The organism is Pseudomonas putida W15Oct28 (genome assembly GCF_000708715.2).
GTDB lineage: Bacteria > Pseudomonadota > Gammaproteobacteria > Pseudomonadales > Pseudomonadaceae > Aquipseudomonas > Aquipseudomonas putida_R.
This window is the reverse complement of the sequence record NZ_JENB01000058.1, coordinates 1-23,463: the sequence shown is the minus strand read 5'-3', so window position 1 is coordinate 23,463 and position 23,463 is coordinate 1. Positions and strand designations below refer to the sequence as shown.

At 62.6% G+C, this 23,463-nt stretch carries 22 protein-coding genes; 15 read left to right on the top strand and 7 right to left on the bottom strand.

The annotated features are described in order from the left end of the window. Nucleotides 1-3 precede the first annotated feature (3 nt). The 4 genes from AK81_RS25310 to dksA all read right to left on the bottom strand — a co-directional run bounded on the left by AK81_RS25310 (nt 4) and on the right by dksA (nt 4,839). On the bottom strand, nt 4-2,979 hold the full coding sequence (locus AK81_RS25310; RefSeq protein WP_162491988.1) for a sensor histidine kinase: 2,976 nt from the start codon (nt 2,977-2,979) through the stop codon (nt 4-6). Next, the gene (locus AK81_RS29985) at nt 2,963-3,139 is read right to left on the bottom strand and encodes a hypothetical protein (protein WP_003250005.1); all 177 of its coding nucleotides are present in this window, start codon (nt 3,137-3,139) and stop codon (nt 2,963-2,965) included. The genes AK81_RS25310 and AK81_RS29985 overlap by 17 nt, the downstream gene beginning before the upstream one ends. A gap of 302 nt (nt 3,140-3,441) precedes the next feature. Beyond that, nucleotides 3,442-4,329 (bottom strand): tRNA glutamyl-Q(34) synthetase GluQRS, encoded by an 888-nt coding sequence (gluQRS, locus tag AK81_RS25300; RefSeq protein WP_043203663.1) that lies wholly within the window; start codon nt 4,327-4,329, stop codon nt 3,442-3,444. A gap of 63 nt (nt 4,330-4,392) precedes the next feature. Further along, nucleotides 4,393-4,839, bottom strand: a complete 447-nt coding sequence (dksA, locus tag AK81_RS25295) for an RNA polymerase-binding protein DksA (RefSeq protein WP_043203651.1) — start codon at nt 4,837-4,839, stop codon at nt 4,393-4,395. Between the two features lie 210 nt (nt 4,840-5,049). On the opposite strand from dksA, the gene AK81_RS25290 reads away from it, so the two are divergent. Next, nucleotides 5,050-6,222, top strand: coding sequence for a pyridoxal phosphate-dependent aminotransferase (locus AK81_RS25290; RefSeq protein ID WP_043203649.1), 1,173 nt, complete (start codon nt 5,050-5,052; stop codon nt 6,220-6,222). Beyond that, nucleotides 6,222-6,935: a DNA/RNA nuclease SfsA gene (sfsA, locus tag AK81_RS25285; protein ID WP_043203647.1), complete on the top strand. Its 714-nt coding sequence runs from the start codon at nt 6,222-6,224 to the stop codon at nt 6,933-6,935. Before AK81_RS25290 ends, sfsA begins: the two co-directional genes overlap by 1 nt. Here the strand turns inward: sfsA and AK81_RS25280 are convergent. Continuing rightward, nucleotides 6,925-7,242, bottom strand: a complete 318-nt coding sequence (locus AK81_RS25280; protein ID WP_043203644.1) for a Rieske (2Fe-2S) protein — start codon at nt 7,240-7,242, stop codon at nt 6,925-6,927. The genes sfsA and AK81_RS25280 overlap by 11 nt on opposite strands. A 148-nt stretch (nt 7,243-7,390) precedes the next feature. Here AK81_RS25280 and AK81_RS25275 point away from each other — a divergent pair, with 148 nt between their 5' ends. The 4 genes from AK81_RS25275 to AK81_RS25260 all read left to right on the top strand — a co-directional run bounded on the left by AK81_RS25275 (nt 7,391) and on the right by AK81_RS25260 (nt 11,097). Next, complete coding sequence (locus AK81_RS25275; protein ID WP_043203641.1) at nt 7,391-8,275, top strand: heme/hemin ABC transporter substrate-binding protein; 885 nt, start codon at nt 7,391-7,393, stop codon at nt 8,273-8,275. Between the two features lie 50 nt (nt 8,276-8,325). Beyond that, nucleotides 8,326-9,309, top strand: coding sequence for a FecCD family ABC transporter permease (locus tag AK81_RS25270; RefSeq protein WP_162471788.1), 984 nt, complete (start codon nt 8,326-8,328; stop codon nt 9,307-9,309). Beyond that, nucleotides 9,309-10,076 (top strand): heme ABC transporter ATP-binding protein, encoded by a 768-nt coding sequence (locus AK81_RS25265; RefSeq protein WP_043203638.1) that lies wholly within the window; start codon nt 9,309-9,311, stop codon nt 10,074-10,076. The genes AK81_RS25270 and AK81_RS25265 overlap by 1 nt, the downstream gene beginning before the upstream one ends. Before the next feature lie 136 nt (nt 10,077-10,212). After that, nucleotides 10,213-11,097, top strand: a complete 885-nt coding sequence (locus tag AK81_RS25260) for a ChaN family lipoprotein (RefSeq protein ID WP_043203637.1) — start codon at nt 10,213-10,215, stop codon at nt 11,095-11,097. Between the two features lie 208 nt (nt 11,098-11,305). Here AK81_RS25260 and AK81_RS25255 read toward each other — a convergent pair whose 3' ends face one another. Together AK81_RS25255 and AK81_RS25250 are read right to left on the bottom strand one after the other, a co-directional pair. Further along, nucleotides 11,306-11,584 carry a TfoX/Sxy family protein gene (locus AK81_RS25255; protein WP_016489141.1) on the bottom strand — a complete coding sequence of 93 codons (279 nt, stop codon included), beginning with the start codon at nt 11,582-11,584 and terminating at the stop codon, nt 11,306-11,308. Between the two features lie 169 nt (nt 11,585-11,753). Beyond that, entirely contained in the window at nt 11,754-13,316 is a 1,563-nt protein-coding gene (locus tag AK81_RS25250; protein ID WP_043203634.1) for an AAA family ATPase, read from the bottom strand. 115 nt (nt 13,317-13,431) lie between these two features. Between AK81_RS25250 and mrcB the strand changes: the two genes are divergently transcribed. The 9 genes from mrcB to msrQ all read left to right on the top strand — a co-directional run bounded on the left by mrcB (nt 13,432) and on the right by msrQ (nt 23,309). Further along, nucleotides 13,432-15,753, top strand: a complete 2,322-nt coding sequence (gene mrcB / locus AK81_RS25245; protein WP_043203633.1) for a penicillin-binding protein 1B — start codon at nt 13,432-13,434, stop codon at nt 15,751-15,753. Nucleotides 15,754-15,768: 15 nt separating this feature from the next. After that, nucleotides 15,769-16,572, top strand: a complete 804-nt coding sequence (locus tag AK81_RS25240) for a tetratricopeptide repeat protein (RefSeq protein WP_043203630.1) — start codon at nt 15,769-15,771, stop codon at nt 16,570-16,572. Continuing rightward, nucleotides 16,572-16,904: a YqcC family protein gene (locus AK81_RS25235; protein WP_041167876.1), complete on the top strand. Its 333-nt coding sequence runs from the start codon at nt 16,572-16,574 to the stop codon at nt 16,902-16,904. The genes AK81_RS25240 and AK81_RS25235 overlap by 1 nt, the downstream gene beginning before the upstream one ends. A 410-nt stretch (nt 16,905-17,314) precedes the next feature. After that, nucleotides 17,315-19,039, top strand: a complete 1,725-nt coding sequence (locus AK81_RS25230; protein WP_043203662.1) for an acetolactate synthase 3 large subunit — start codon at nt 17,315-17,317, stop codon at nt 19,037-19,039. Between the two features lies 1 nt (nt 19,040). Continuing rightward, nucleotides 19,041-19,532, top strand: coding sequence for an acetolactate synthase small subunit (ilvN, locus tag AK81_RS25225; protein ID WP_003250040.1), 492 nt, complete (start codon nt 19,041-19,043; stop codon nt 19,530-19,532). Nucleotides 19,533-19,586: 54 nt separating this feature from the next. Continuing rightward, a complete protein-coding gene (ilvC, locus tag AK81_RS25220) occupies nt 19,587-20,603 on the top strand; it encodes a ketol-acid reductoisomerase (protein ID WP_043203627.1) in 1,017 nt (338 codons plus the stop codon). A gap of 150 nt (nt 20,604-20,753) precedes the next feature. Beyond that, nucleotides 20,754-21,605, top strand: a complete 852-nt coding sequence (gene pssA, locus AK81_RS25215; RefSeq protein WP_043203626.1) for a CDP-diacylglycerol--serine O-phosphatidyltransferase — start codon at nt 20,754-20,756, stop codon at nt 21,603-21,605. A gap of 79 nt (nt 21,606-21,684) precedes the next feature. Further along, on the top strand, nt 21,685-22,698 hold the full coding sequence (msrP, locus tag AK81_RS25210) for a protein-methionine-sulfoxide reductase catalytic subunit MsrP (protein WP_043203624.1): 1,014 nt from the start codon (nt 21,685-21,687) through the stop codon (nt 22,696-22,698). Then, the gene (gene msrQ, locus AK81_RS25205) at nt 22,698-23,309 is read left to right on the top strand and encodes a protein-methionine-sulfoxide reductase heme-binding subunit MsrQ (RefSeq protein WP_043203623.1); all 612 of its coding nucleotides are present in this window, start codon (nt 22,698-22,700) and stop codon (nt 23,307-23,309) included. The genes msrP and msrQ overlap by 1 nt, the downstream gene beginning before the upstream one ends. The last annotated feature ends 154 nt before the right edge of the window (nt 23,310-23,463 follow it).

Here is a 23,463-nt window from a genome sequence, read left to right as displayed (position 1 = left end):
GATTCAATTCTCTCGACGGTCTCGAATTTCAGGGGACGTCGCTACGACATGCCGGGGCAGGGTCACGCGGATCCGGGTGCCACGTTGCCGTTCGATATCGGCCGGGCTGTCGATGGTGATTTGCCCATAATGCTCTTCCACGATGGAATAGACCAGAGCGAGCCCCAGTCCGGTTCCCTCGCCCGGGTCCTTGGTGGTGAAGAAGGGTTCGAACAGGCGGTCCATGATGCTCTTCGGTATCCCGCTGCCCTCGTCCTCTACGATCAGGTCGACGGTGTGCTCACTGACCTCGCTGCGCACGCGCACGGCGCTGCCGGGCTTTGATGCGTCACGGGCGTTGGAGAGCAGGTTGATCAGCACCTGGGCCAGGCGCTGCGGGTCCCCTTCGGCCCAGTGGTCCGGGTTGCAGAGGTTGAAGAACTGTACTTCGAAATTGCGCCGGTTCAAGGCCAGCAGACCGATGGCGTCCTGCGCCACCTCGGCCAGGCACACCGGTTCTTCGCTGTTCTGGTGGCTGCCGCCGGCATGGGCGAAGCTCATCAACGACTGGACGATGCGCGACACACGTTTGGTCTGTTCGAGGATCTGGCTGGACAGCTCGATGATTTCGCCGTCGCCTTCGCGTTCTTCGCGCAGGTTCTGCGCCAGGCAGGCGATACCGGTAATCGGGTTGCCGATTTCGTGGGCCACGCCGGCGGCCAGGCGGCCGATGCTGGCCAGGCGCTCGGAGTGCACCAGCTTGTCTTCCAGAGCCTGGGTTTCGGTAAGGTCTTCCACCAGCAGTACCAGGCCACTGTTACCAGGTGCCAGCGGCTCGTCGATGGCCGCCTTGTGCAGGTTCAGCCAGCGCGGCTGGCCGTCCAGCGCCAGGCGTTGCTTGTGCAGGTGCTCGTCAGGCACGTTGATAAAACCCTGCAGCAGGCCGCGCCAGGGCTCGGCAATGGTGATCAGGCGCGAGCCGACCACGTGCTTGGCGGCGATGCCGGTAAGCTCTTCCATGGCCTTGTTCCACATCAGGATTTCCTGGTCCTTGGCCAGCGAGCAGACGCCCATGGGCAGCTCCTGCAGGGTCTGGCGGTGGTAGCGGCGCAGGGCGTCGAGCTCGGCGGCCAGGCCGGTCAGGCGCGAGTGATAGTCTTCCAGGCGGCTTTCGATGAAATGGATGTCTTCGGTTACGTAGTTTTCGTTACCGGACTTGTACGGCAGGAAGGTTTCGACCATGTCCTGCGCCACGCTCGGCCCCATCAGGCCAGACAGGTTGGCCTCGATGCGGTCGCGCAGGCGGCGCAAGGCGTATGGGCGGCGCTCGTCGAACGGCAGGTAGAGGTCACGCAGGGCCTGTTCCACTTCCTTTTGTGCGGCCTTGGCGCCCAGCGGCTTGGCCAGTTGGGTGGCGAACTCCTGCGGGGAGGCGGCATGCAACTCGCGGCGTTGCGGGCGGCGCACGTTATCCACGGCGCAGGCTTCTGCCGCGCTGACTTCTTCTGTGCTGGCGTTGGTGAACAGCGAGATCAGGGTGAACAGCAGCACGTTGGCCGCCAGCGAGGCAATGGCCGCCATGTGCCAGCTGGTATCGTCCAGCACATAGATCATGTCCAGCAGCGGGATGTAGAAGCCCTGCAGGTTGCCCAGCAGGGGCAGCAGCATGGTCACCAGCCACACCAGGGTACCGGCCAGCAAACCGGCAATGAAGCCGCGGCGGTTGGCGGTGGGCCAGTACAGCACCGACAGCACACCCGGCAGGAACTGCAGGGTGGCGACGAAGGCGACGATGCCCAGATTGGCCAGGCTCTGGTGGTTGTTCTGGGTCAGGTAGAACATGAAGCCGGCGGTGATGATGGCGACGATCAGCGCGCGGCGGGTCCACTTCAGCCAACGGTAGATGTTGCCTTCGGCCGGTGGCTGGTACAGCGGCAGCACCAGGTGGTTGAGGGCCATGCCAGACAACGCCAGGGTGGTGACGATGATCAGGCCGCTGGCAGCCGACAAGCCGCCGACGTAGGCCAGCAGTGCCAATGCTTCGTTGTTGGCGGCAATCCCCAGGCCCAGGGTGAAGTACTCGGGGTTGGTCGTGGCGCCCAGGCGCAGCCCGGCCCACAGCACCAGCGGCACGGCCAGGCTCATCAGCAGCAGGAACAGCGGCAGGCCCCAGCTGGCACTGACCAGCGAGCGCGGGTTGAGGTTTTCGGTGAAGGCCATGTGGTACATGTGCGGCATGACGATGGCCGAGGCGAAGAACACCAGCAGCAGGGTGCGCCATGGGCCTTCTTGCAGCGGGGTATGCAGCGCGGCCAGGGCGGTCTGGTTCTGCAGCAGCCACACTTCCAGCTCGTGCGGGCCGCCGAATACGCCGTACAGGGCGTAAAGCCCAATACCCCCAAGGGCCAGCAGCTTGATCACCGACTCGAAGGCGATGGCGAACACTAGCCCTTCGTGTTTTTCGCGCGTGGCGATGTGCCGCGAGCCGAAGAAGATGGTGAACAGAATGATCAGCGCACAGAAGGCGAAGGCTACCCTGGCCTTGACCGGCTCACCGGTGAGGATGCTGATCGAGTCGGCTACCGCCTGGATCTGCAGCGCCAGCAAAGGCAGTACGCCGATCAGCATGATGATGGTGGTGAGTGCCCCGGCCCAGGTGCTGCGGAAGCGGAACGCCAGCAGGTCGGCCAGCGATGACAGCTGGTAGGTGCGGGTGATCTTCAGGATCGGGTAGAGCAGCACCGGTGCCAGCAGGAACGCGCCGGACACCCCCAGGTAACAGGCAAGGAAGCCGTAGCCATATTGGTAGGCCAGGCCCACCGAGCCATAAAAGGCCCAGGCACTGGCGTACACGCCCAGCGACAGCGTGTAGGTGAGCGGGTGGCGGATGATCGAGCGCGGGATCAACCCTCGTTCGCTGATCCAGGCCACGCCGAACAGCACCATGAGGTACCCGGCGCTGATCAGGATCATCTGGGTCAGGCTAAAGCTCATCGGCATCTCGTTGGCTCTGCAGGATGAAGGTGACGACGATCAGGATCAGCCAGAGCAGGTAGGGGCGGTACCAGGCTCCGGTCGGTTCGATCCACCAGTCCATGATGGCCGGGGAGAACAGGTAGATCCCCACGACCAGAAGCAGGACCAAACGATAGATGTACATGCTGGCCTCGATGGTTGGGCGCTGCGGGCTTGGACTTATTATTGGCGCAAATGACGGGGGGGATGCTAGCGGGAATCCATTGCGTTAGCCAAGGTTTTGAAATTATTGGGCTTTTGATTCTCGGTGAGATGCGCGGTTTTCAGCTTTATGCGATCCCTGTAGGAGCGGCCTTGTGTCGCGATGGGGCGCGCAGCGGCCCCAGGATTTCAGCAACATCGCACATATTGCCGGGGCTGCTTTGCAGCCCATCGCGACACAAGGCCGCTCCTACACTGACCGCATTGGCCGGTCAGATCCGAGGCTTAGCGCAAATCAGCTTCAGGCACCGTGGTTCGCTGTGCAATCGCCTCCGGCCGCCACTGCTGGCGGGCTATCGCCAACACTTCAGCCGGCGTAGCCAGCAGCAAGTCGGGGTCTGCTTCCTGCCCAAGCGCCCGCAATGCCCGCAACAGCAGCGGTGTAGCATGCTCCGCCTGCAGGGGTGGAGAGCGGTACGATTTGCCCAGCTTGTGGCCATCCGGCTGCACGATCAGCGGAATATGCAGGTAGCGCGGCTGCGAGAAGCCCAGCAGTTCCTGCAGGTACAGCTGGCGCGGGGTGTTGTCGAGCAGGTCGGCGCCACGCACGATGTCTGTAACACGTTGCCAGGCATCGTCCAGCACCACCGCCAGCTGGTACGCATACAGCCCGTCGCGGCGCTGGATGACGAAGTCGCCCACCTCACGCCCCAGGTGTTGCTGGTACTCGCCCTGCACCCTGTCGGTAAAGCGGTAGATCAGCTCTGGCACGCGCAAGCGGATTGCCGCACCTTCACGGGCATGACCGGCGTTGCGGCACAAGCCTGGATAGATGCCGTTGTAACCCTCCAGCTGCTTGCGCGAGCAGGTACAGGCATAGGCCAGGCCCATGTTGAACAGGCGGTCGACGACTGCGGCATAGGCATCGTGCCGCTGGCTCTGGAACACGACCTCGCCATCCCATTCCAGCCCGTAACGCTCCAGGGTTTGCAGGATCGCATCACGGGCACCGGGCATTTCCCGGGGTGGGTCGGTGTCTTCCATGCGCAGCAGCCAGCGGCCGTTGACAGCACGGGCATCAAGCCAGGAGGCGAGGGCGGCAACCAGCGAGCCGAAGTGCAGGAAGCCGCTGGGGGTGGGGGCGAAGCGCCCGATGTAGCTGGAGTCGGTCATGGTCAGGCTGGGCATATAAATGAAACGGGGCGCATCAAGCGCCCCGTTCAGGTGGAAGAAAGATCAGCCTTTGCCGACCGTTTTTTCCTTTTTCTCGGCGATTTCCTTGCAGTCGAAGCACAGGTCGGCGGTAGGACGGGCTTCGAGGCGGCGTACGCCGATTTCGATGCCGCAGCCTTCGCACCAGCCATACTCTTTGTCCTGAATCAGCTGCAGGGTCTTGTCGATCTTCTTGATCAGCTTGCGCTCGCGGTCACGTGCGCGCAGTTCGAGGGCAAACTCTTCCTCTTGCGTGGCACGGTCTGCCGGGTCGGCGAAGTTGGCCGCTTCTTCCTTCATATGGTCAACGGTCTTGTCGACGCCGATCATCAATTCCTGCTTCCAACCATTCAGAATCTGGGTGAAGTGCTTGCGCATGGGCTCACCCATGTACTCCTCACCCTTGGCCACCTGGTAGGGTTCGACCCCATAAAGATTATGACTGGCTTTTTGCTTTTCTAGGGTGGACATGAATAGACCGCCTCTCACTCATCTGATCCAATGCGCAGGATGCTCCATCTCCGGCGACCGCCGGCCCTGCGACTGCGAGCCGCCGAACTTACCAGATAGATCGGGGGTGCGCTACCCCGCCCGATCCTGCTTATTGACACCGGCGTGAGCCGCACGTTCGGTGGCGTGCAGAGGTAGAATCTCCAGTTTAGACCCAATTGAGAGAAGGTCATGGCCCACCCCTACAGTGCGCGCAGCCGCGCCATCGAACCCTTCCACGTCATGGCGCTGCTGGCTCGGGCCAACGAGCTGCAGGCGGCCGGGCACGACGTGATCCACCTGGAAATCGGCGAGCCGGACTTCACCACGGCCGCACCGATCGTCGCCGCCGGGCAGGCCGCACTGGCTGCCGGGCACACCCGCTACACCGCCGCACGCGGCCTGCCGGCGCTGCGTGAAGCGATTGCCGGCTTTTATGGCCAGCGTTATGGCCTGAATATCGACCCGGAGCGCATCCTTATTACCCCGGGGGGGTCTGGTGCGCTGCTGCTGGCCAGCAGCCTGCTGGTGGACCCGGGCAAGCACTGGTTGCTGGCCGATCCGGGTTACCCGTGCAATCGCCACTTCCTGCGCCTGGTCGAGGGCGGGGCGCAGCTGGTGCCGGTGGGCCCGGAGGTGAATTACCAACTGACCGCCGACCTGGTCGAGCGCTACTGGGACAAGGACACCGTCGGTGCCCTGGTCGCGTCGCCGGCTAACCCGACCGGTACCGTGCTGGGGCGCGAAGAGTTGGCCAGCCTTGCCAAAGCCATCCATGAGCGACATGGCCACCTGGTGGTTGACGAGATCTACCATGGCCTCACTTATGGCATGGACGCGCCAAGCGTGCTGGAAGTCGACGACTCGGCGTTCGTCCTGAATAGTTTTTCCAAGTATTACGGCATGACCGGTTGGCGCCTTGGCTGGCTGGTAGCCCCACCCGGCGCGGTGGCCGACCTGGAGAAGCTGGCGCAGAACCTTTACATCAGTGCACCGAGCATGGCCCAGCATGCCGCGCTGGCATGCTTCCAGCCCGAAAGCCTGGCCATTTTCGAAGAGCGCCGGGCCGAGTTCGCCCGTCGTCGCGACTATCTGTTGCCCGCCCTGCGCGAATTGGGCTTCCGCATTGCCGTCGAGCCGCAGGGCGCGTTCTACCTGTATGCCGACATCAGTGCCTTTGGCGGTGATGCGTTTGCCTTCTGTCGGCACTTCCTGGAAACCGAGCACGTGGCCTTTACCCCGGGCCTGGACTTCGGCCGCCACCTGGCCGGGCACCATGTGCGCTTTGCCTACACCCAGAGCCTGCCGCGCCTGGAAGAGGCGGTGCAGCGCATTGCCCGTGGCCTGCGGAGCTGGCAAGGCTGATGCGTTTCTCTCCTTCACTTGAACAGGGCCGCCTGCTGCGCCGTTACAAGCGCTTTCTGGCGGATATCGAACTGGCCAGCGGTGAACAGCTGACCATTCACTGCCCGAACACCGGCTCCATGCTCAACTGCATGCGTGAAGGCGGGCAGGTGTGGTTCAGCCGCTCCAACGACCCCAAGCGCAAACTGCCGGGCACCTGGGAAATCAGCGAAACTCCGCAGGGGCGGCTGGCCTGTGTGAACACCGGGCGGGCCAATGCGCTGGTCGAAGAGGCGCTGCGGGCCGGCGTCATCGCCGAACTGGCCGGTTTCACCGCGCTAAAGCGCGAGGTGGCGTACGGTGAGGAAAGTAGCCGCATCGACTTTCGCCTGGAGTTCGACGGTGCCCCAGCGTATGTCGAGGTCAAGAGCGTGACCTTGGGCTACCCCGACAGCACCGTCGCAGCATTCCCCGATGCGGTGACCCAACGCGGTGCCAAGCACCTGCGCGAGCTGGCGAAGCTGGCCCGGCAGGGTATACGTGCGGTGCAGTTGTATTGCGTGAACCTGACTGGCATTGACGCCGTGCGCCCAGCCGAGGAAATCGACGCAGGCTATGCACAGGCCCTGCGTGCTGCGGTGGCGGACGGGGTAGAGGTGCTGGCCTACGGCACCCGCCTGGACGCCGAAGGCATTGTGATTGATCGCCGCCTGCCGGTGCTGCTTACGCCGTGAGCCAGATGCCCTGGCTGTCTTCGTGACAGCCCTGGGCCTGCAATTGCTCACCCTCGCAGGGCCCGGCCACGCACTCGCCGCTTTCGACCACGAACAACGCGCCATGGTGGGCGCAGTGGATGAGGCTGGCGCTGTCATCGAGAAATGCATCTTCTGCCCAGTTCAGCGCAATGCCGCGGTGCGGGCAGCGGTTGCGGTAGAGGTACACCTGGCCATGGCGGCGCACGCCGAACAGTTCGAGGCCGTCTACGCTGAAGGCGCGGCTTTGGCCTTCGGCCAGAGCATGGGAGGTACAAAGGAAGTGCATGGCAAGGACGACTCAAGAAACAGATGATGACTTGACGCTTCAATGCGAATAATTATCAAATTGCTCGCATTCGCTGCGCCCGGCTACCTATGGTGCGCAGTTCTGCCGCCCGCCACAAGGCGCGCGGCTCGCCTTCAGAAGGAACCCGATGATGCGCCGTCCAGTCGCCTTGCTCGCCCTGTGCGCAAGCCTTGTGCTCTCCACCCAGGCCCTGGCGGCCGAGTTGCCGCAACGCTGGGTCAGCGCGGGTGGCGCCCTGAGCGAGTGGATAACCGCACTGGGCGGTGAAGCGCGGCTGGTGGGTGTGGACACCACCAGCCAGCACCCGGTATCGCTGAAGTCACTACCCAGTGTGGGCTACCAGCGGCAGTTGTCGGCGGAAGGCATTCTCAGCCTGCGCCCGGATGTACTGGTGGGCACCGAGGAAATGGGCCCGCCACCGGTGCTGGCGCAAATCCGCAAGGCCGGCGTGCAGGTCGAGCTGTTCTCCAGCAAGGCCGAACTGGCGGCGGTGGATCAAAACCTCAAGCATCTGGGGCAGCTGCTGGGTGCAGAGCAGCGAGCTTCAGCGTTGGCGGCGGGTTACCACCAGCAACTCGAGGCTGTGCAGGCCAAGGTCAAGCAGGCTCAGGCCGGGCAAAAGGCACCCGGGGTGTTGCTGCTGGTCGGCCATGCCGGGGCCAAGCCGCTGATTGCCGGGCAGGGCACCGCGGGTGACTGGCTGCTGGGCCAGGCAGGTGGGCACAACCTGGCAGAGCATCAGGGCTACAAGAACTTCTCCAACGAAGCCTTGGCGGCGCTGGACCCGGATGTGATCGTGTTTTCCGACCGGGCGCTGGCCGATGAGCAGGCCTTGCAGGCGCTGTTGAAGGAAAACCCCGCGCTGGCTGCCTCGCGGGCTGTGCGTGAAAAGCGCCTGGTGTCACTGGACCCAACGCTACTGGTGGGAGGGCTCGGCCCACGCCTGCCATCGACCTTGCAGTCGCTGGCAGCCACCTTCTACCCGGCAGCCCAGGCCAGCTTCGCGCAATGAAACAGCGGGTCCAGCCACGTACATTGTTCATATGTCTGAGCCTGCTGTGCCTGTTGGCGGTCTGGCTGTCGCTGGCCCTGGGGCCGGTCAGCCTGCCATTGTTCGACACCCTGCGTGCCGGCTTGCGCCTGTTGGGGCTGCCGATTGCGGCTGATGGCCTGCAGCAGGCCGAGATGATCCTGGGCCAGATCCGCCTGCCGCGTACCCTGCTGGGGCTGGCGGTGGGCGCGGTACTGGCGCTGTCCGGCGTGGCCATGCAGGGGCTGTTCCGCAACCCGCTGGCCGACCCGGGGCTGGTGGGGGTTGCCGCCGGGGCGGCGATGGGGGCTGCGGTCGCCATTGTTGGCGGTGCCTGGTTTGGCGGCATGCCGGAGGCTTTCGCGCCCTACCTGCTGTCGTTCTGCGCGTTTGTCGGGGGGCTAGGGGTAACGGCGCTGGTCTACCGCCTGGGGCGGCGCGATGGCCAGACCAACGTCGCCACGATGCTGCTGGCGGGTGTGGCCATGACTGCGCTGGGTGGTGCGGCCGTCGGGCTGTTCTCTTACCTGGCCGACGACGCCACCCTGCGCACGCTGACGTTCTGGAACCTTGGCAGCCTGAACGGTGCCAGCTACGAACGGCTTTGGCCGTTGCTGCTGGTGGCGGCGGGGGTAGCGGTATGGCTGCCACGCCGGGCCAAGGCGCTGAATGCCCTGTTGCTGGGGGAATCGGAGGCGCGCCACCTGGGCGTTGACGTGGAGCGCCTCAAACGCGAGCTGGTGTTCTGCACGGCGCTGGGCGTGGGTGCGGCAGTGGCTGCTGCGGGGCTGATCGGTTTCATCGGCCTGGTGGTGCCGCACCTGGTGCGCCTGCTGGCCGGGCCTGATCACCGCGTGGTGCTACCTGCCTCATTGCTGGCGGGGGGCGTGCTGATGCTGTTCGCCGACCTGGCGGCGCGGCTGCTGCTGGCACCTGCAGAGTTGCCGATTGGCATTGTCACGGCCTTTATCGGTGCGCCGTTTTTTCTGGTCCTGCTGATACGAGGGCGCAGCTGATGTTGCAAGTCGAGGGCCTGCACCTGCGGCGGGGAAGCAATGAGGTGCTGCACGACATCAACCTGCAGCTGAGCCCGGGGCAGGTCGTGGGTGTGCTAGGCCCCAACGGTGCCGGCAAGAGCAGCCTGCTGGGTGTGTTGTGTGGCGAGCTGGCGCCCGACCGTGGGCGGGTGACGCTGCAGGGCCGGCCCTTGACCGATTGGCCTGGACAGGAGCGGGCCAGGCGCCTGGCCGTACTGCCACAGGTGTCCAGCCTCGGTTTCTCGTTCCGGGTCGAGGAAGTGGTGGGCATGGGGCGCATGCCTCATGGCACCGGGCAGCGGCGCGATGCGGAAATTGTCGAAGCGGCGTTGCAGGCGGCGGATGCCTGGCACCTGGTAGAGCGCAGTTACCTGGCGCTATCCGGTGGCGAGCGGCAGCGGGTGCACCTGGCCCGCGTGCTGGCGCAGTTATGGCCGGGCGAAGAGGGGGCCACGCTGCTGCTCGACGAACCGACCTCGATGCTCGACCCCCTGCACCAGCACACCACTCTGGAGTCCGTGCGCCGCTTCGCCGACCGCGGCGCTGCGGTGCTGGTGATCCTGCATGACCTGAACCTGGCAGCGCGCTACTGTGACCGTATCCTGTTGCTGGAGCAGGGGCGCAGCCATGCGTTTGCCTCGCCCGAAGAGGTGCTGACACCCGCGGCGTTGAGGGCGGTGTACGGCATCGATGTGCTGGTGCAGGCGCACCCGGAGCGTGGGCATCCGCTGATCATCGCCCGCTAGCGTTAAGGCGATCCTTGCAGGAGCGGCCCCGGTTTTCAGCTCCGCCGCTTGAATTGCCGGGGCTGCTTTGCAGCCCATCGCGACACAAGGCCGCTCCTACAGGGGGCCGTGTAGGCAATCAATGGAGGTATTGCCGATGCGTCATCCGGTGCTGTCAGGTTTCTCGCTTTGCCTGGTCCTGGCGCTAGGCGGCTGCCAGGCCAGCCTGCCGCCGCTGCCCGCCTGGCAGAGCAGCGAAGGTCGCGCGGATGCCCAGCTGGGGCACATTGTCGATCTCGCCAGCGGGCAAGTGATCAGCCCTGGGCAACTGGTGCAGCGCCTGGCAGGCACCCCCCGTGTGCTGGTGGGCGAAAAACACGACAACCCGGACCATCACTCGCTGCAACTTTGGCTGCTGCGCGCACTGCAAGCCCAGCGTGCCCAAGGCAGCCTCCTGCTTGAAATGCTGCAGCCCGAACAGCAAGCGCTGGTCGACAAGGTTCAGGGGCAGCCCCTACCGGCAGACTTGGCCAAGGCGCTGGCCTGGCAGGACGGTTGGGATTGGCAGCTGTACGGGCCGATAGTGCGTGAGGCTTTGCAGCAGCGAGTGCCACTGCTGGCGGCCAACCTGTCGCCTGGCGAGATGCGCCAAGCCTATCGACAACCCGCCTCGTTGACGGGCGAAAAGTCCAATGCGCCGGCGGTAAAGGCTGCCTTGCTGGAGCAGGTGCGCGCCGGGCATTGCGGGATGCTGCCGGAAAGCCAGTTGCCGGCGATGCTGGCTGTGCAGCAGCAGCGCGATCGGCGCATGGCCGAGCGTCTGCTGTCGGCGCCGCAGCCGGCGCTGCTGTTTGCCGGGGCCTATCACGTGCGCAAGGACTTGGGCATACCCTTGCATCTGGCTGATCTGGACGCGTCGGGGGAGAGCAAGGTATTGCTGCTGGCCGAGGTGGGCGAGCAGGTTGAGCCAGGAGAGGCTGATTACGTGTGGTACACGGCGGCGATGCCGGAGCAGGATTATTGCGCGCAGTTTCGCCAGTAGTGTGAGCGCTGACGGGGCCAGGCCAGGCGGCACAAAAACTACAGGCAAAAAAAGACCCGGCAAAGAGCCGGGTCAATAACCGTGATTAGCCTGATGAGGAGATAATCTGAGAGTCCGAACCAGGGGCTCTTAGGTTATCCAACCAGTCTCGCGACCAGTTGTGATAATCATAACGATTCTCATTTCGTAGTCAATCCCCTTTCCACGATTATTTTGGATTTTTTTGCGTAGGGTTTTTCGCGTCCAGTTGTTGATTGAGCGCTTCTTTGCGTTCGAGCGGCAAATCGTTCCAGTGCATGTCCAGCAGTGCGCCTTCAATGGCGTACAACAGCACCTTGGAGGCGCGGAACCCTCGTGTCTTTACGGCCTGGTATGCACCCACCGCACCCAGGCGGCGCAGATCCGATGCACTGTGGATGCCGGCCGCATGCAACCACTGCGCAGAGGTCTTGCCAAGGTTCTTCAGGTGCTGCAATTCATCGTTCATCGAGCCTCCTTGCGATGGCTGAACGTGGATTGGAGGATAAATCGCGAGCAGGTCAGAGAGGAGTGTAGCGGGGGTTAGGAAATGCGCGGCCTTTTGCCATCGGGGCGATGAGCTGCCCTTGGGAAGTAGCCTGTTCTGGCCCCATCGCCGGCACAGGAAAAAGACGAGCTTACAGGCCAGGCAAACGCTGACGAACCTGCTCGATCACCTGGTCCATGCTGCCAGCGTCCTGGGTATCGACCCGGGTGCTCTGCACCAGCTCCTGCGCATCCAGCGCTTCACGGCTCGCTTGCTGGGCCTTGATCACTTCCAGGGTGGCATCCGACGGGTCGCTGTTTTCGGCCTGACGCTGCTCCAGCCAGCTGGCGATGACTGCTTCTGGTGCGTGGCAGTCGAGGATCAGGAACGGTACACCGGTCTGGCTGGCAACGTCTGCTGCAGCCTGGCGCTGTTCATGCTTGAGGTAAGTGGCATCCAGCACCACTGGGAAGCCGGCGCGCAGAACGGTTGCGGCGACGTCATGCAGACGTTGGTACGTGGCGGCACTGGCATCCTGGTCATAAATGCCGGTAGTCAGTTGACCGGCGTTGTCTTGTGGCTGTTCGCCGAACAGGCGCTTGCGCTCGACATCGGAGCGCACGCGAATGGCGCCCAAGGCCTCGACCAGGCGCATTGCCACATGGCTCTTGCCCACCGCCGAGACGCCGTGGGTGATGGCCAGCAGCCGCGAAGGGATGGCGCTGTAGCTTTCCGCCAGGTTGGCGTAGTTGCGGTAGGTGCGCAGTGTAGTGGCCCGTTGCACGCCATCGGCATTGGCCGGCATGCTGAACAGCGCGACCTTGGCCCGTACCAGGGCGCGATAGGCTTTGTAGAAGTTGAGCACTTCCAGGCCTTCATAATCGCCGGTCAGCTCCAGGTACTGGCTGATGAAGCGTCGTGCCAGGCACTTGAGGCCGCGATCTTCCAGGTCCATGGCGAGGAAGCCGGTGTCGGCCCAGACATCGGTCATGCGGAACGGTTCGTTGAACTCGATGCAGTCGAAGATCACCACCTGGCCGTCGATCAGGGTGGCGTTGCCCAGGTGGATGTCGCCATGACACTCGCGGGTGAAACCATTGGCCTTGCGCGAGGCGAACAGGCCTTGCAGCCGCTCGAAACTGCTGCGCGCCCAAGCCTGCAGGTTGTCCAGTTGCTGCAGGTCGGCCTTGTCGCTGAGGAATGGGCGGATCTGCTCGAAGTTCTGCTCGACCGGCGCCATGACGCTTTCCGGCGAACCGTAGGGCTGTTCGGCGGATACCTTGGGGGTTTGCAGGTGGAACTCGGCGATTTGCCGGGCCATCTGGTCGATGTGCGCGGCATTCAGTTCGCCATTGGCCTGCAGGGTGCTGAGCATCTGCTCCTGGGGGAACTGGCGCATCTTCAGCGCGTATTCGATGGCTTCGCCGTCGCCACCGATCTGCGGCGCTTCGACGCTACCGGTGAGCGGCAGTACTTCAAGGTACAGGCCGTCGGTCAGGCGCTGGTTCAGGCGCAACTCTTCGTTACAGAAATGCTGGCGCTGGCCCAGTTCGGTGAAGTCGAGGAAGCCGAAGTTCATCGGTTTCTTGATCTTGTAGGCGTACTCGCCGGTGAGCAGCACCCAGGAGATATGCGTCTCGATGAGCTGGAACCCATCCACGGGGTGGGGGTACAGGGCTGGGTTCTGCAACGCAGTGATAAGTGCTTGGCTCACGGGAAATCCTTCCGGGGGCAGGGAATTCGAATGCGCCATTATGGTCAATGGTGCCGTCCCTGCCTACCGCTGGGCCGCCTGCCCAGCCTTTATAAAGTGCGTATAATCCGCCGCCATGACCCGAACCCGAAATCCCCGTACCCCTCAGAAACGCCCGACCGGCCGCTCTCGCGCCTGGCTGGGCTGGGCTTTGAAGCTCAGCCTGGTAGGCCTGGTGATCGTTGCCGGCTTCGCGGTTTACCTCGATGCCGTTGTCCAGGAGAAGTTCTCCGGCAAGCGCTGGACCATCCCGGCCAAGGTGTATGCCCGGCCGCTGGAGCTGTTCACTGGTCAGAAACTGAGCAAGACCGACTTCCTCACCGAACTCGACGCGCTCGGCTACCGGCGTGAAAGCGCGGCCAACGGCCCGGGTGCGGCGGCCGTCAACGGCAATACCGTCGACCTCAATACCCGTGGTTTCCAGTTCTACGAGGGCATGGAGCCGGCACAGTTCGTACGCGTGCGTTTCTCCGGCGATTACGTGGCGGGCCTTTCCGCTGCCAACGGCAAGGCCCTCGACGTGGTGCGGCTTGAACCGCTGATGATCGGCGGTATCTACCCGAAAAACCTCGAAGACCGCATCCTGATCAAGATCGACCAGGTACCCAAATACCTGCTCGAAACCCTGGTGGCGACTGAAGACCGCGACTTCTACAGCCACTACGGCGTGTCGCCCAAGTCCATCGCCCGGGCCATGTGGGTCAACACCTCGTCCGGCTCGATGCGCCAGGGCGGCAGTACCCTGACCCAGCAGTTGGTGAAGAACTTCTACCTCAGCAGCGAACGCAGCCTCAGCCGCAAGCTGACCGAGGCGATGATGGCCATGCTGCTTGAGTTGCACTACGACAAGCGCGAGATTCTCGAGGCCTACCTCAACGAGGTGTTCGTCGGTCAGGATGGCCAGCGTGCCGTTCACGGCTTCGGCCTGGCCAGCCAGTTCTTCTTCAGCCAGCCGCTCTCGGAGCTGAAGCTGCATCAGATCGCCTTGCTGGTGGGCATGGTCAAGGGGCCGTCCTACTACAACCCGCGGCGTTACCCTGACCGCGCCCTGGCCCGCCGCAATCTGGTGCTCGACCTGGTGGCCGAGCAGGGCGTGGCCAGCCAGGCGGAAGTCGATGCTGCGAAGAAGATGCCGCTGGGCGTGACCAAGCGTGGCAGCCTGGCCGACAGCTCGTTCCCGGCCTTCCTCGACCTGGTCAAGCGTCAGCTGCGCCAGGACTACCGCGACGAAGACTTGACCGAAGAAGGCCTGCGTATTTTCACCAGCTTCGACCCGATCCTGCAGATGAAGGCCGAAACCTCGATGAGCGAGACCTTCAAGCGCCTGTCGGGGCGCAAAGGTGCTGACGAGGTGGAATCGGCAATGGTCGTGACCAACCCGGAAACCGGTGAGGTACAGGCGCTGATCGGTAGTCGCCAGGCAGGCTTCGCCGGTTTCAACCGGGCCATCGACGCTGTGCGGCCGATCGGCTCGCTGGTCAAGCCGTCGGTGTACCTGACTGCGCTGGAGCAGCCGAGCAAGTACACCCTGACCAGCTGGGTGCAGGACGAGCCATTTTCGGTCAAGGGTGCCGATGGCCAGGTGTGGCGCCCACAAAACTATGACCGTCGACCGCATGGCACCATCTACCTGTACCAGGGGCTTGCCAACTCGTACAACCTGTCGACCGCCAAGCTTGGCCTGGAAGTGGGCGTGCCCAATGTGATCAAGACCATTGGCCGGCTGGGGGTGAATGTCGACTGGCCAGCTTTCCCGGCCATGCTGCTGGGTGCCGGTGGCATGTCGCCGATGCAGGTTGCGACCATGTACCAGACCATCGCCAACGGCGGTTTCAACACCCCGATGCGCGGTATCCGCAGTGTGTTGACCGCAGAGGGCGAGCCGCTCAAGCGCTACCCGTTCCAGATCCAGCAAACCTTCGACCCGGGCGCCATCTACCTGGTGCAGAACGCCATGCAGCGGGTAATGCGCGAAGGTACCGGACGCTCGGTGTACAACACCTTGCCGCGCTCGCTGACCCTGGCGGGCAAGACCGGTACCAGTAACGACTCGCGCGACAGCTGGTTCTCCGGCTTCAGCCAGGACCTGCTGGCCGTGGTGTGGATGGGCCGTGACGATAACGGCAAAACCCCCTTTACCGGTGCCACCGGTGCCCTGCAGGTGTGGACCAGCTTCATGAAGAAGGCCGACCCGCTGCCGCTGGACATGCCGCAGCCGGACAACGTGGTGCAGGCCTGGATCGATCCTTACACTGGCCATGGGTCTGATGGCAGCTGTCCGGGAGCGGTGCAGATGCCGTATATTCGCGGGAGTGAACCGCCCGCCGGCGCCACCTGTGGCGGCGAGCAGAATCCAGCAGAGTCGGTCATGGACTGGGTCAAAGGCTGGATGAATTAAGCACAGGCTGCATTGATGAGGTGTGACGTGAACAAGTGGCTGTTTCCTGCCGTGACGGCGTTGGCTGTGCTCCAGGGGTGCTCCAGCGTCCCGCGCGGTAATATTCCGGTGGTCGATTCGAGCACCCGCGTTTCCAACAGCGAGCGCGTGACGGCTAACCGCTCGGCGGGTGGCTATAACACGGGCACCGCGCAAGCGCAGACGTTGCCCGAAGACTCCGGCGTCACCGTGATGATCCCGCAGGGCGCTGGCGCTTCTGGCATCCAGACGTTCCCGGCTGCCAATGGCGCGGCGCCGATCAGCACCTCGCCAATCACGCCGGGCCCGATTACCACAGGCCCGGTAAGTTCGGCGCCGATGACCACCAACCCTAACCCGATCGCCGACGAGCCGTTCGACATCGCGGCGATGAACAACACCCCGGCAAGCACCAGCGCGCCGACCGGCATTCCGCGTAGCACCACCGCTGCTGGTGGCCTGTCGGCCGACGAGCAACTGGACGGCCCGGTGCTGGCACTGCTGACCACCGCGCAGACCCAGCAGGGCAGTGGTGACTTCAACGGGGCTGCTTCGAGCCTGGAGCGTGCCCAGCGCATTGCCCCGCGTGAGCCGCAAGTGCTGTATCGCCTGGCCCAGGTACGCCTGTCGCAAGGTGATGCGGCGCAGGCCGAGCAACTGGCGCGTCGCGGCCTGACTTACGCCAACGGCCGCCCAAGCCTGCAGGCCGAGCTGTGGAACACCATCGCCCAGGCCCGCGAAAAACAAGGTGACAGCGCGGGCGCAGCACTGGCCCGGCAAAAGGCACGGGTCAATTCGTGATGATCGAGCAACGTATTCTGGATATTGCCGACCACCTGTTGCTGATCGAGCGTGAACTGGTGGTGCAAGGGTGGTGGGATGACGAGCCACCCAGCGACGAGGCTCTGGCCAGTACCGTGCCGTTCGCGGTCGATACCCTCAGTTTCGAGCAGTGGCTGCAATGGATCTTCCTGCCACGCATGAAGATCATCATCGAGCTCGGCCAGCCGTTGCCCAACGCCTCCAGCATCCTGGTCATGGCCGAGACTGTGTTTACCGACCGGCCAGAGCAAAGTCGTGAGCTACGCCGCCTGTTGGCAGCATTTGACCAATTGATCGCTCCTTCCGCCTGATTTCTTCAGTTTTTCCTTCAAGGGCCGCAGATTGTGGCCCTTTTTTGTGGAAATCTTATTTATTCTGCTGCTGAAGCGATTTTTAGTGGTGGCAGGAATTCATCTTGGGGAAAAATTGGCAATAATTTTTCTTGACTTGTGAGCGCCGAATCACAAGAATCCAACTTCCGCTGTAGAGGGACTGCCAGAAGCAGACCCGCTAAGCAGATCATGAGGTGCACACCCGCGCCGACCTGTTACACCCCGCAACGCGTTACCTCGCGCTGGGTGGGAAAACCCCGCAACACTCTGGGGTGCTCCCAATACTTGCTCAGTCAGTGCTGACGTTTTCGCTCATGCTCTGCTTGGCAGTAAACCTATTAAGACCCGTCCACTAGGGACGGTATTCTGGCGTTTTAGAGGTGAACAACGTGGAGCTTTTATCTGGCGCTGAGATGGTCGTCCGCTTTTTGCGTGACGAAGGCGTTAAGCACATCTACGGGTACCCTGGTGGTGCTCTCCTGCATGTTTACGACGCGCTGTTCAAAGAACCGGAAGTGGAACACATCCTGGTTCGTCACGAGCAGGCGGCAACCCATATGGCGGACGGCTACGCCCGCGCCACCGGCAAGGCCGGTGTGGTGCTGGTAACCTCCGGCCCGGGCGCGACCAATGCCATCACCGGCATTGCCACCGCCTATATGGATTCGATTCCGATGGTCATCCTGTCCGGCCAGGTGCCTAGCACCATGGTGGGTACCGATGCCTTCCAGGAAACCGACATGATTGGTATCTCGCGGCCGATCGTGAAGCACAGCTTCATGATCAAGAACCCGACCGAGATCCCTGAAGTCCTGAAAAAAGCGTTCTACCTGGCGCAATCCGGTCGCCCAGGTCCGGTCGTGGTCGACATTCCAAAAGATATGACCAACCCGGCCGAGAAGTTCGAATACGTCTACCCGAAAAAGGTCAAGCTGCGCTCCTACAGCCCGGCTGTCCGTGGCCATTCCGGCCAGATCCGCAAGGCTGCCGAGATGCTCCTGGCTGCCAAGCGCCCGATCGTCTACTCCGGTGGCGGCGTGATCCTCGGCGGTGGCTCCGAAGCCCTGACCGAAATCGCCAAGTCGCTGAACCTGCCGGTCACCAATACCCTGATGGGTCTGGGCGGCTTCCCGGGTACCGATCGCCAGTTCCTCGGCATGCTCGGCATGCACGGCAGCTACACCGCCAACATGGCCATGCACAATGCCGACGTGATCCTCGCTGTGGGCGCACGCTTCGACGACCGCGTGGTCAACGGCCCGGCCAAGTTCTGCCCGAACGCCAAGATCATCCACATCGACATCGACCCGGCGTCGATCTCCAAGATGATCAAGGCCGACGTGCCAATTGTCGGCCCGGTCGACAGCGTGCTCAGCGAAATGCTCGGCATCCTCAAGGAAATCGGCGAGCAGCCTGACAAGGCGACGCTGGATGCCTGGTGGAAGCAGATCGACGAATGGCGTGGCGATGGCGAGATGTTCCCTTACGACAAGGGCGACGGCACTGTCATCAAGCCGCAGAAAGTCATCGAAACCCTGTGCGAAGTGACCCATGGCGATGCCTTCGTCACCTCCGACGTGGGCCAGCACCAGATGTTCGCGGCGCAGTACTACCGCTTCAACAAACCGAACCGCTGGATCAACTCCGGTGGCCTGGGCACCATGGGCTTTGGCTTCCCGGCAGCGATGGGCGTGAAGCTCAACTTCCCGGACCAGGACGTTGCCTGCGTGACTGGCGAAGGCAGCATCCAGATGAACATCCAGGAGCTGTCCACCTGCATGCAGTACGGCCTGCCGGTGAAGATCGTCAACCTGAACAACGGTGTGTTGGGCATGGTCCGCCAATGGCAGGACATGGCCTACAACGGTCGTCACTCGCACTCGTACGTCGAGTCGCTGCCTGACTTCATCAAGCTGGCCGAGGCCTATGGCCATGTGGGTATCCGCATCACCAGCCTGAAGGACCTCAAGCCGAAGCTGGAAGAAGCGTTTGCGATGAAGGACCGTCTGGTGTTCATCGACATCGCGGTTGACCGCAGCGAGCACGTCTATCCGATGCAGATCAAGGATGGCTCGATGCGTGACATGTGGCTGAGCAAGACGGAGCGTACCTGATATGCGGCACATCATTTCACTGCTGCTGGAAAACGAACCAGGTGCGTTGTCCCGTGTGGTCGGCCTGTTCTCCCAGCGCAACTACAACATTGAAAGCCTGACCGTGGCGCCGACCGAAGACCCGACCCTGTCGCGTCTGACGCTGACCACCGTTGGCCATGATGAAGTGATCGAGCAGATCACCAAGAACCTGAACAAGCTGGTCGAAGTGGTCAAGCTTGTCGACCTGTCGGAAAGCGCTCACATCGAGCGTGAGCTGATGCTGGTCAAGGTCAAGGCCACCGGTGCCCAGCGCGCCGAGATCAAGCGCACCACGGATATCTTCCGTGGCCAGATCGTCGACGTGACCGCCAGCGTGTACACCGTGCAGCTGAGCGGCACCAGCGACAAACTGGACAGCTTCATCCAGGCGATCGGCACTGCATCGATTCTCGAAACCGTGCGCAGCGGCGTTACCGGCATTGCCCGTGGCGACAAAGTGCTCAGCATCTAAATTCAAAAATTAGCGATGGCTCCGCAGGGGCCGAGATATAACCAGGGGTATTTCATGAAAGTTTTCTACGATAAAGACTGCGACCTTTCCATCATCCAGGGCAAGAAAGTCGCCATCATCGGTTACGGTTCCCAGGGCCACGCCCAAGCGTGCAACCTGAAAGACTCCGGTGTAGACGTTACCGTCGGTCTGCGTAAAGGTTCGGCCACCGTTGCCAAGGCAGAAGCCCACGGCCTGAAAGTTGCCGACGTTGCTACCGCTGTCGCTGCGGCTGACCTGGTGATGATCCTGACCCCGGACGAGTTCCAGGGCGCGCTGTACAAGAACGAAATCGAGCCGAACATCAAGAAGGGCGCTACCCTGGCCTTCTCCCACGGCTTCGCGATCCACTACAACCAGGTTGTTCCGCGTGCGGACCTCGACGTGATCATGATCGCGCCGAAGGCCCCGGGCCACACCGTTCGCTCCGAGTTCGTCAAAGGCGGCGGCATCCCTGACCTGATCGCTATCTACCAGGACGCTTCCGGCAACGCCAAGAACGTCGCCCTGTCCTACGCTGCTGGCGTTGGTGGCGGCCGTACCGGCATCATCGAAACCACCTTCAAGGACGAGACCGAAACCGACCTGTTCGGTGAGCAAGCCGTTCTGTGCGGCGGTACCGTCGAGCTGGTCAAGGCCGGTTTCGAAACCCTGGTCGAAGCTGGCTACGCGCCAGAAATGGCCTACTTCGAGTGCCTGCACGAGCTGAAGCTGATCGTTGACCTCATGTACGAAGGCGGCATCGCCAACATGAACTACTCGATCTCCAACAACGCCGAATACGGTGAGTACGTCACCGGCCCGGAAGTCATCAACGAAGAATCCCGCAAGGCCATGCGCAACGCTCTGAAGCGCATCCAGGACGGCGAGTACGCGAAGATGTTCATCTCCGAAGGTGCTACCAACTACCCATCGATGACCGCCAAGCGTCGTAACAACGCTTCGCACGGCATTGAAATCATCGGCGAGCAACTGCGCTCGATGATGCCTTGGATCTCGGCGAACAAGATCGTCGACAAAGCCAAGAACTAAGTAGCATCGCAACATGAAAAACGCGGCTTCGGCCGCGTTTTTTCGTTCTGGCAGTCAGCTTCTGGTATAAAGCAGACCAGTGGCCTGCTGTCAGAACCTGTTTCGCGGGCCCGTGTCGAACATTTTCCATCCTGTTGCAAGGTACCCTTTATGAGCGAACGTCCCGAAGAGCCGAACACGCCCTCCGACGCCGAAAGCCTGCTACCTGTCGATGAGCACGTTGAAGAAGGGCATGACGCCGAAGGCCGCAAGGTGCGCCACCGCGGCATCTACCTGCTGCCCAACCTGTTTACCACCGCCAACCTGTTCGCCGGCTTCTATTCCATCATCAACTCGATGAGCGCACAGAGCGCCCTGAGTGCCGGTGACCCGCGCGAGGCGAGCAAGTACTTCGCCTTTGCCGCCATCGCCATCTTTGTGGCCATGGTGCTCGATGGCCTGGACGGTCGCGTTGCGCGCATGACCAATACCCAGAGTGCCTTTGGCGCCGAGTACGACTCGTTGTCGGACATGGTCGCCTTCGGGGTGGCCCCTGCGTTGCTGGCCTTTGGCTGGGCGCTGGGTGACATGGGCAAGGTCGGCTGGATGGTCGCCTTCATCTATGTGGCCGGTGCCGCGCTGCGCCTGGCACGCTTCAACACCCAGGTCGGTACCGCTGACAAGCGCTACTTCATTGGCTTGGCCAGCCCGGCTGCCGCAGGTGTGGTGGCAGGTACCGTGTGGGCGTTCAGCGATTTCGGTATTCAGGGCTCCAAGCTGTCGTTCCTGGTGGCGCTGCTGGTGGCTGCTGCCGGCATGCTGATGGTCAGCAACATCAAGTACAACAGCTTCAAGGAGCTGGACCTCAAGGGGCGTGTGCCGTTCGTGGCCATCCTTGCCGTGGTGCTGGTGTTTGCCGTCGTGTTCAGCGACCCACCGCGCATCCTGCTGCTGATCTTCCTCGCCTACGCTGCGTCGGGGCCGATCCAGTTCCTGTTGAAGGCGCGCCAGCGCAAAGCGTAAAAATTGCTTAACGCTGGAATAACCCTCCGGCTCCATAGTCTTACTGGTACATCCGTTATCCAGTGCTATGGAGCCGCCCATGCTCATCAAGCTTCCCAGGTCTTCCGAGTGCAAGGCGTCGGAGATCACTCCCGAAGGCATCTATCTTTCCCGTCGTACCCTGCTGGGCGGCTCATTGGCCGGCCTGGCGCTGGGCGCATTGCCGGGCAGGGTCGGCGCTGCGCAAATGTCGCGTTATGCCGATGTGCAGGCCGGCGCTGCACCAGCCTGGTTCACTGACAAGCTCGCTGCCACGCACTGGCAGGCGGTGACGGTGAAGGACGAGGCGATCACCCCGTTCAAGGATGCCACCCATTACAACAACTTCTATGAGTTCGGGCCTGACAAGGGCGACCCGGCAGCCAATGGCGACAGCCTGAAGACCGAGCCGTGGTCGATTGTGGTGGACGGTGAGGTTGGCAAGCCCGGGCGCTATGCGCTGGAAGACTTCGTCAAGCCTTATCAACTTGAAGAGCGGATCTATCGGCTGCGTTGTGTTGAGGCGTGGTCGATGGTCATCCCCTGGCTGGGGTTCCCACTGGCGCAGGTGCTCAAGCAGGTCGAGCCGACTTCCAGGGCGCGTTATGTGCGCTTCGAGACGTTGGAGGATCCGCAGCATATGCCAGGGCAGCGTTCTGGGTTCGCCCTGATCGACTGGCCTTATAGAGAAGGCTTGCGCCTGGACGAGGCGATGCACCCGCTGGCGATCCTGGCGGTAGGCATGTATGGCCGCGAACTGCCCAACCAGAATGGCGCGCCATTGCGCCTGGTGGTGCCGTGGAAGTATGGCTTCAAGAGCATCAAGTCGATCGTGCGCATCAGCCTGGTGGCTGAGCAGCCCGGTACTACCTGGGAGGGGTTGGCGCCGGATGAATATGGTTTCTATGCCAATGTGAACCCGACGGTCGATCACCCCCGCTGGAGCCAGGCGCGTGAGCGGCGGTTACCCAGCGGGCTGTTCAGCCCCAATGTGCGGGAGACGCAGATGTTCAATGGCTACGCCGATGAAGTGGCGTCGCTGTACACCGGTCTCGATCTGCGGAAGAACTATTGATGCGCTACCCCTGGTTTCGCCTGGCCATTTTTGCCGTGGGGTGCCTGTTCCCTGCTTGGTGGCTATATGAAGCGGCGATGGGTTTGCTGGGGCCAGACCCTGGCAAAATCATGATGGACCGCCTTGGGCTTGGTGCGCTTACCTTCCTGTTGGTGACCTTGAGCATGACGCCACTGCAGAAGCTGACGGGCTGGTCGGGGTGGATCGTGGTGCGCCGGCAGCTGGGGTTGTGGGTGTTCGCTTATATAGTGCTGCACATCCTTTGTTACCTGTTCTTTATTCTCGGGCTGGATTGGGGGCAGCTGGCGGTGGAGTTGCGCAAGCGGCCCTACATTATTGTGGGGACGCTGGGGTTTCTTGGGTTGTTGGCGTTGGCGGTTACCTCGAACCGGTATAGCCAGCGGCGTTTGGGGGCGCGGTGGAAGAAGCTGCACAGGCTGGTGTATGCGGTGCTTGGGTTGGGGTTGCTGCATTTCCTGTGGATCGTGCGCTCGGATCTGAGGGAGTGGGCTGTCTATGCGTTTATTGGTGCTGTGCTGATGGTGCTGCGGATTCCGGCTGTTGCGCGTGCGCTGCCCAGGGTTGTTAGAAAGCAGGGGAGGGCGGTTTGAAGGTGGGGGGCTTGTGATCGAGTTGGATTGGAGATGTGCCCGCCACAACACCTTCAGCGCCTGTGAGATCGAGCGCCGCCCGCGCGGCGCATCGCGACGCAAGGCCGCTCCCACATTTGTTTCGGGCCAATCAATCCTGATCCATTGGCGCGCG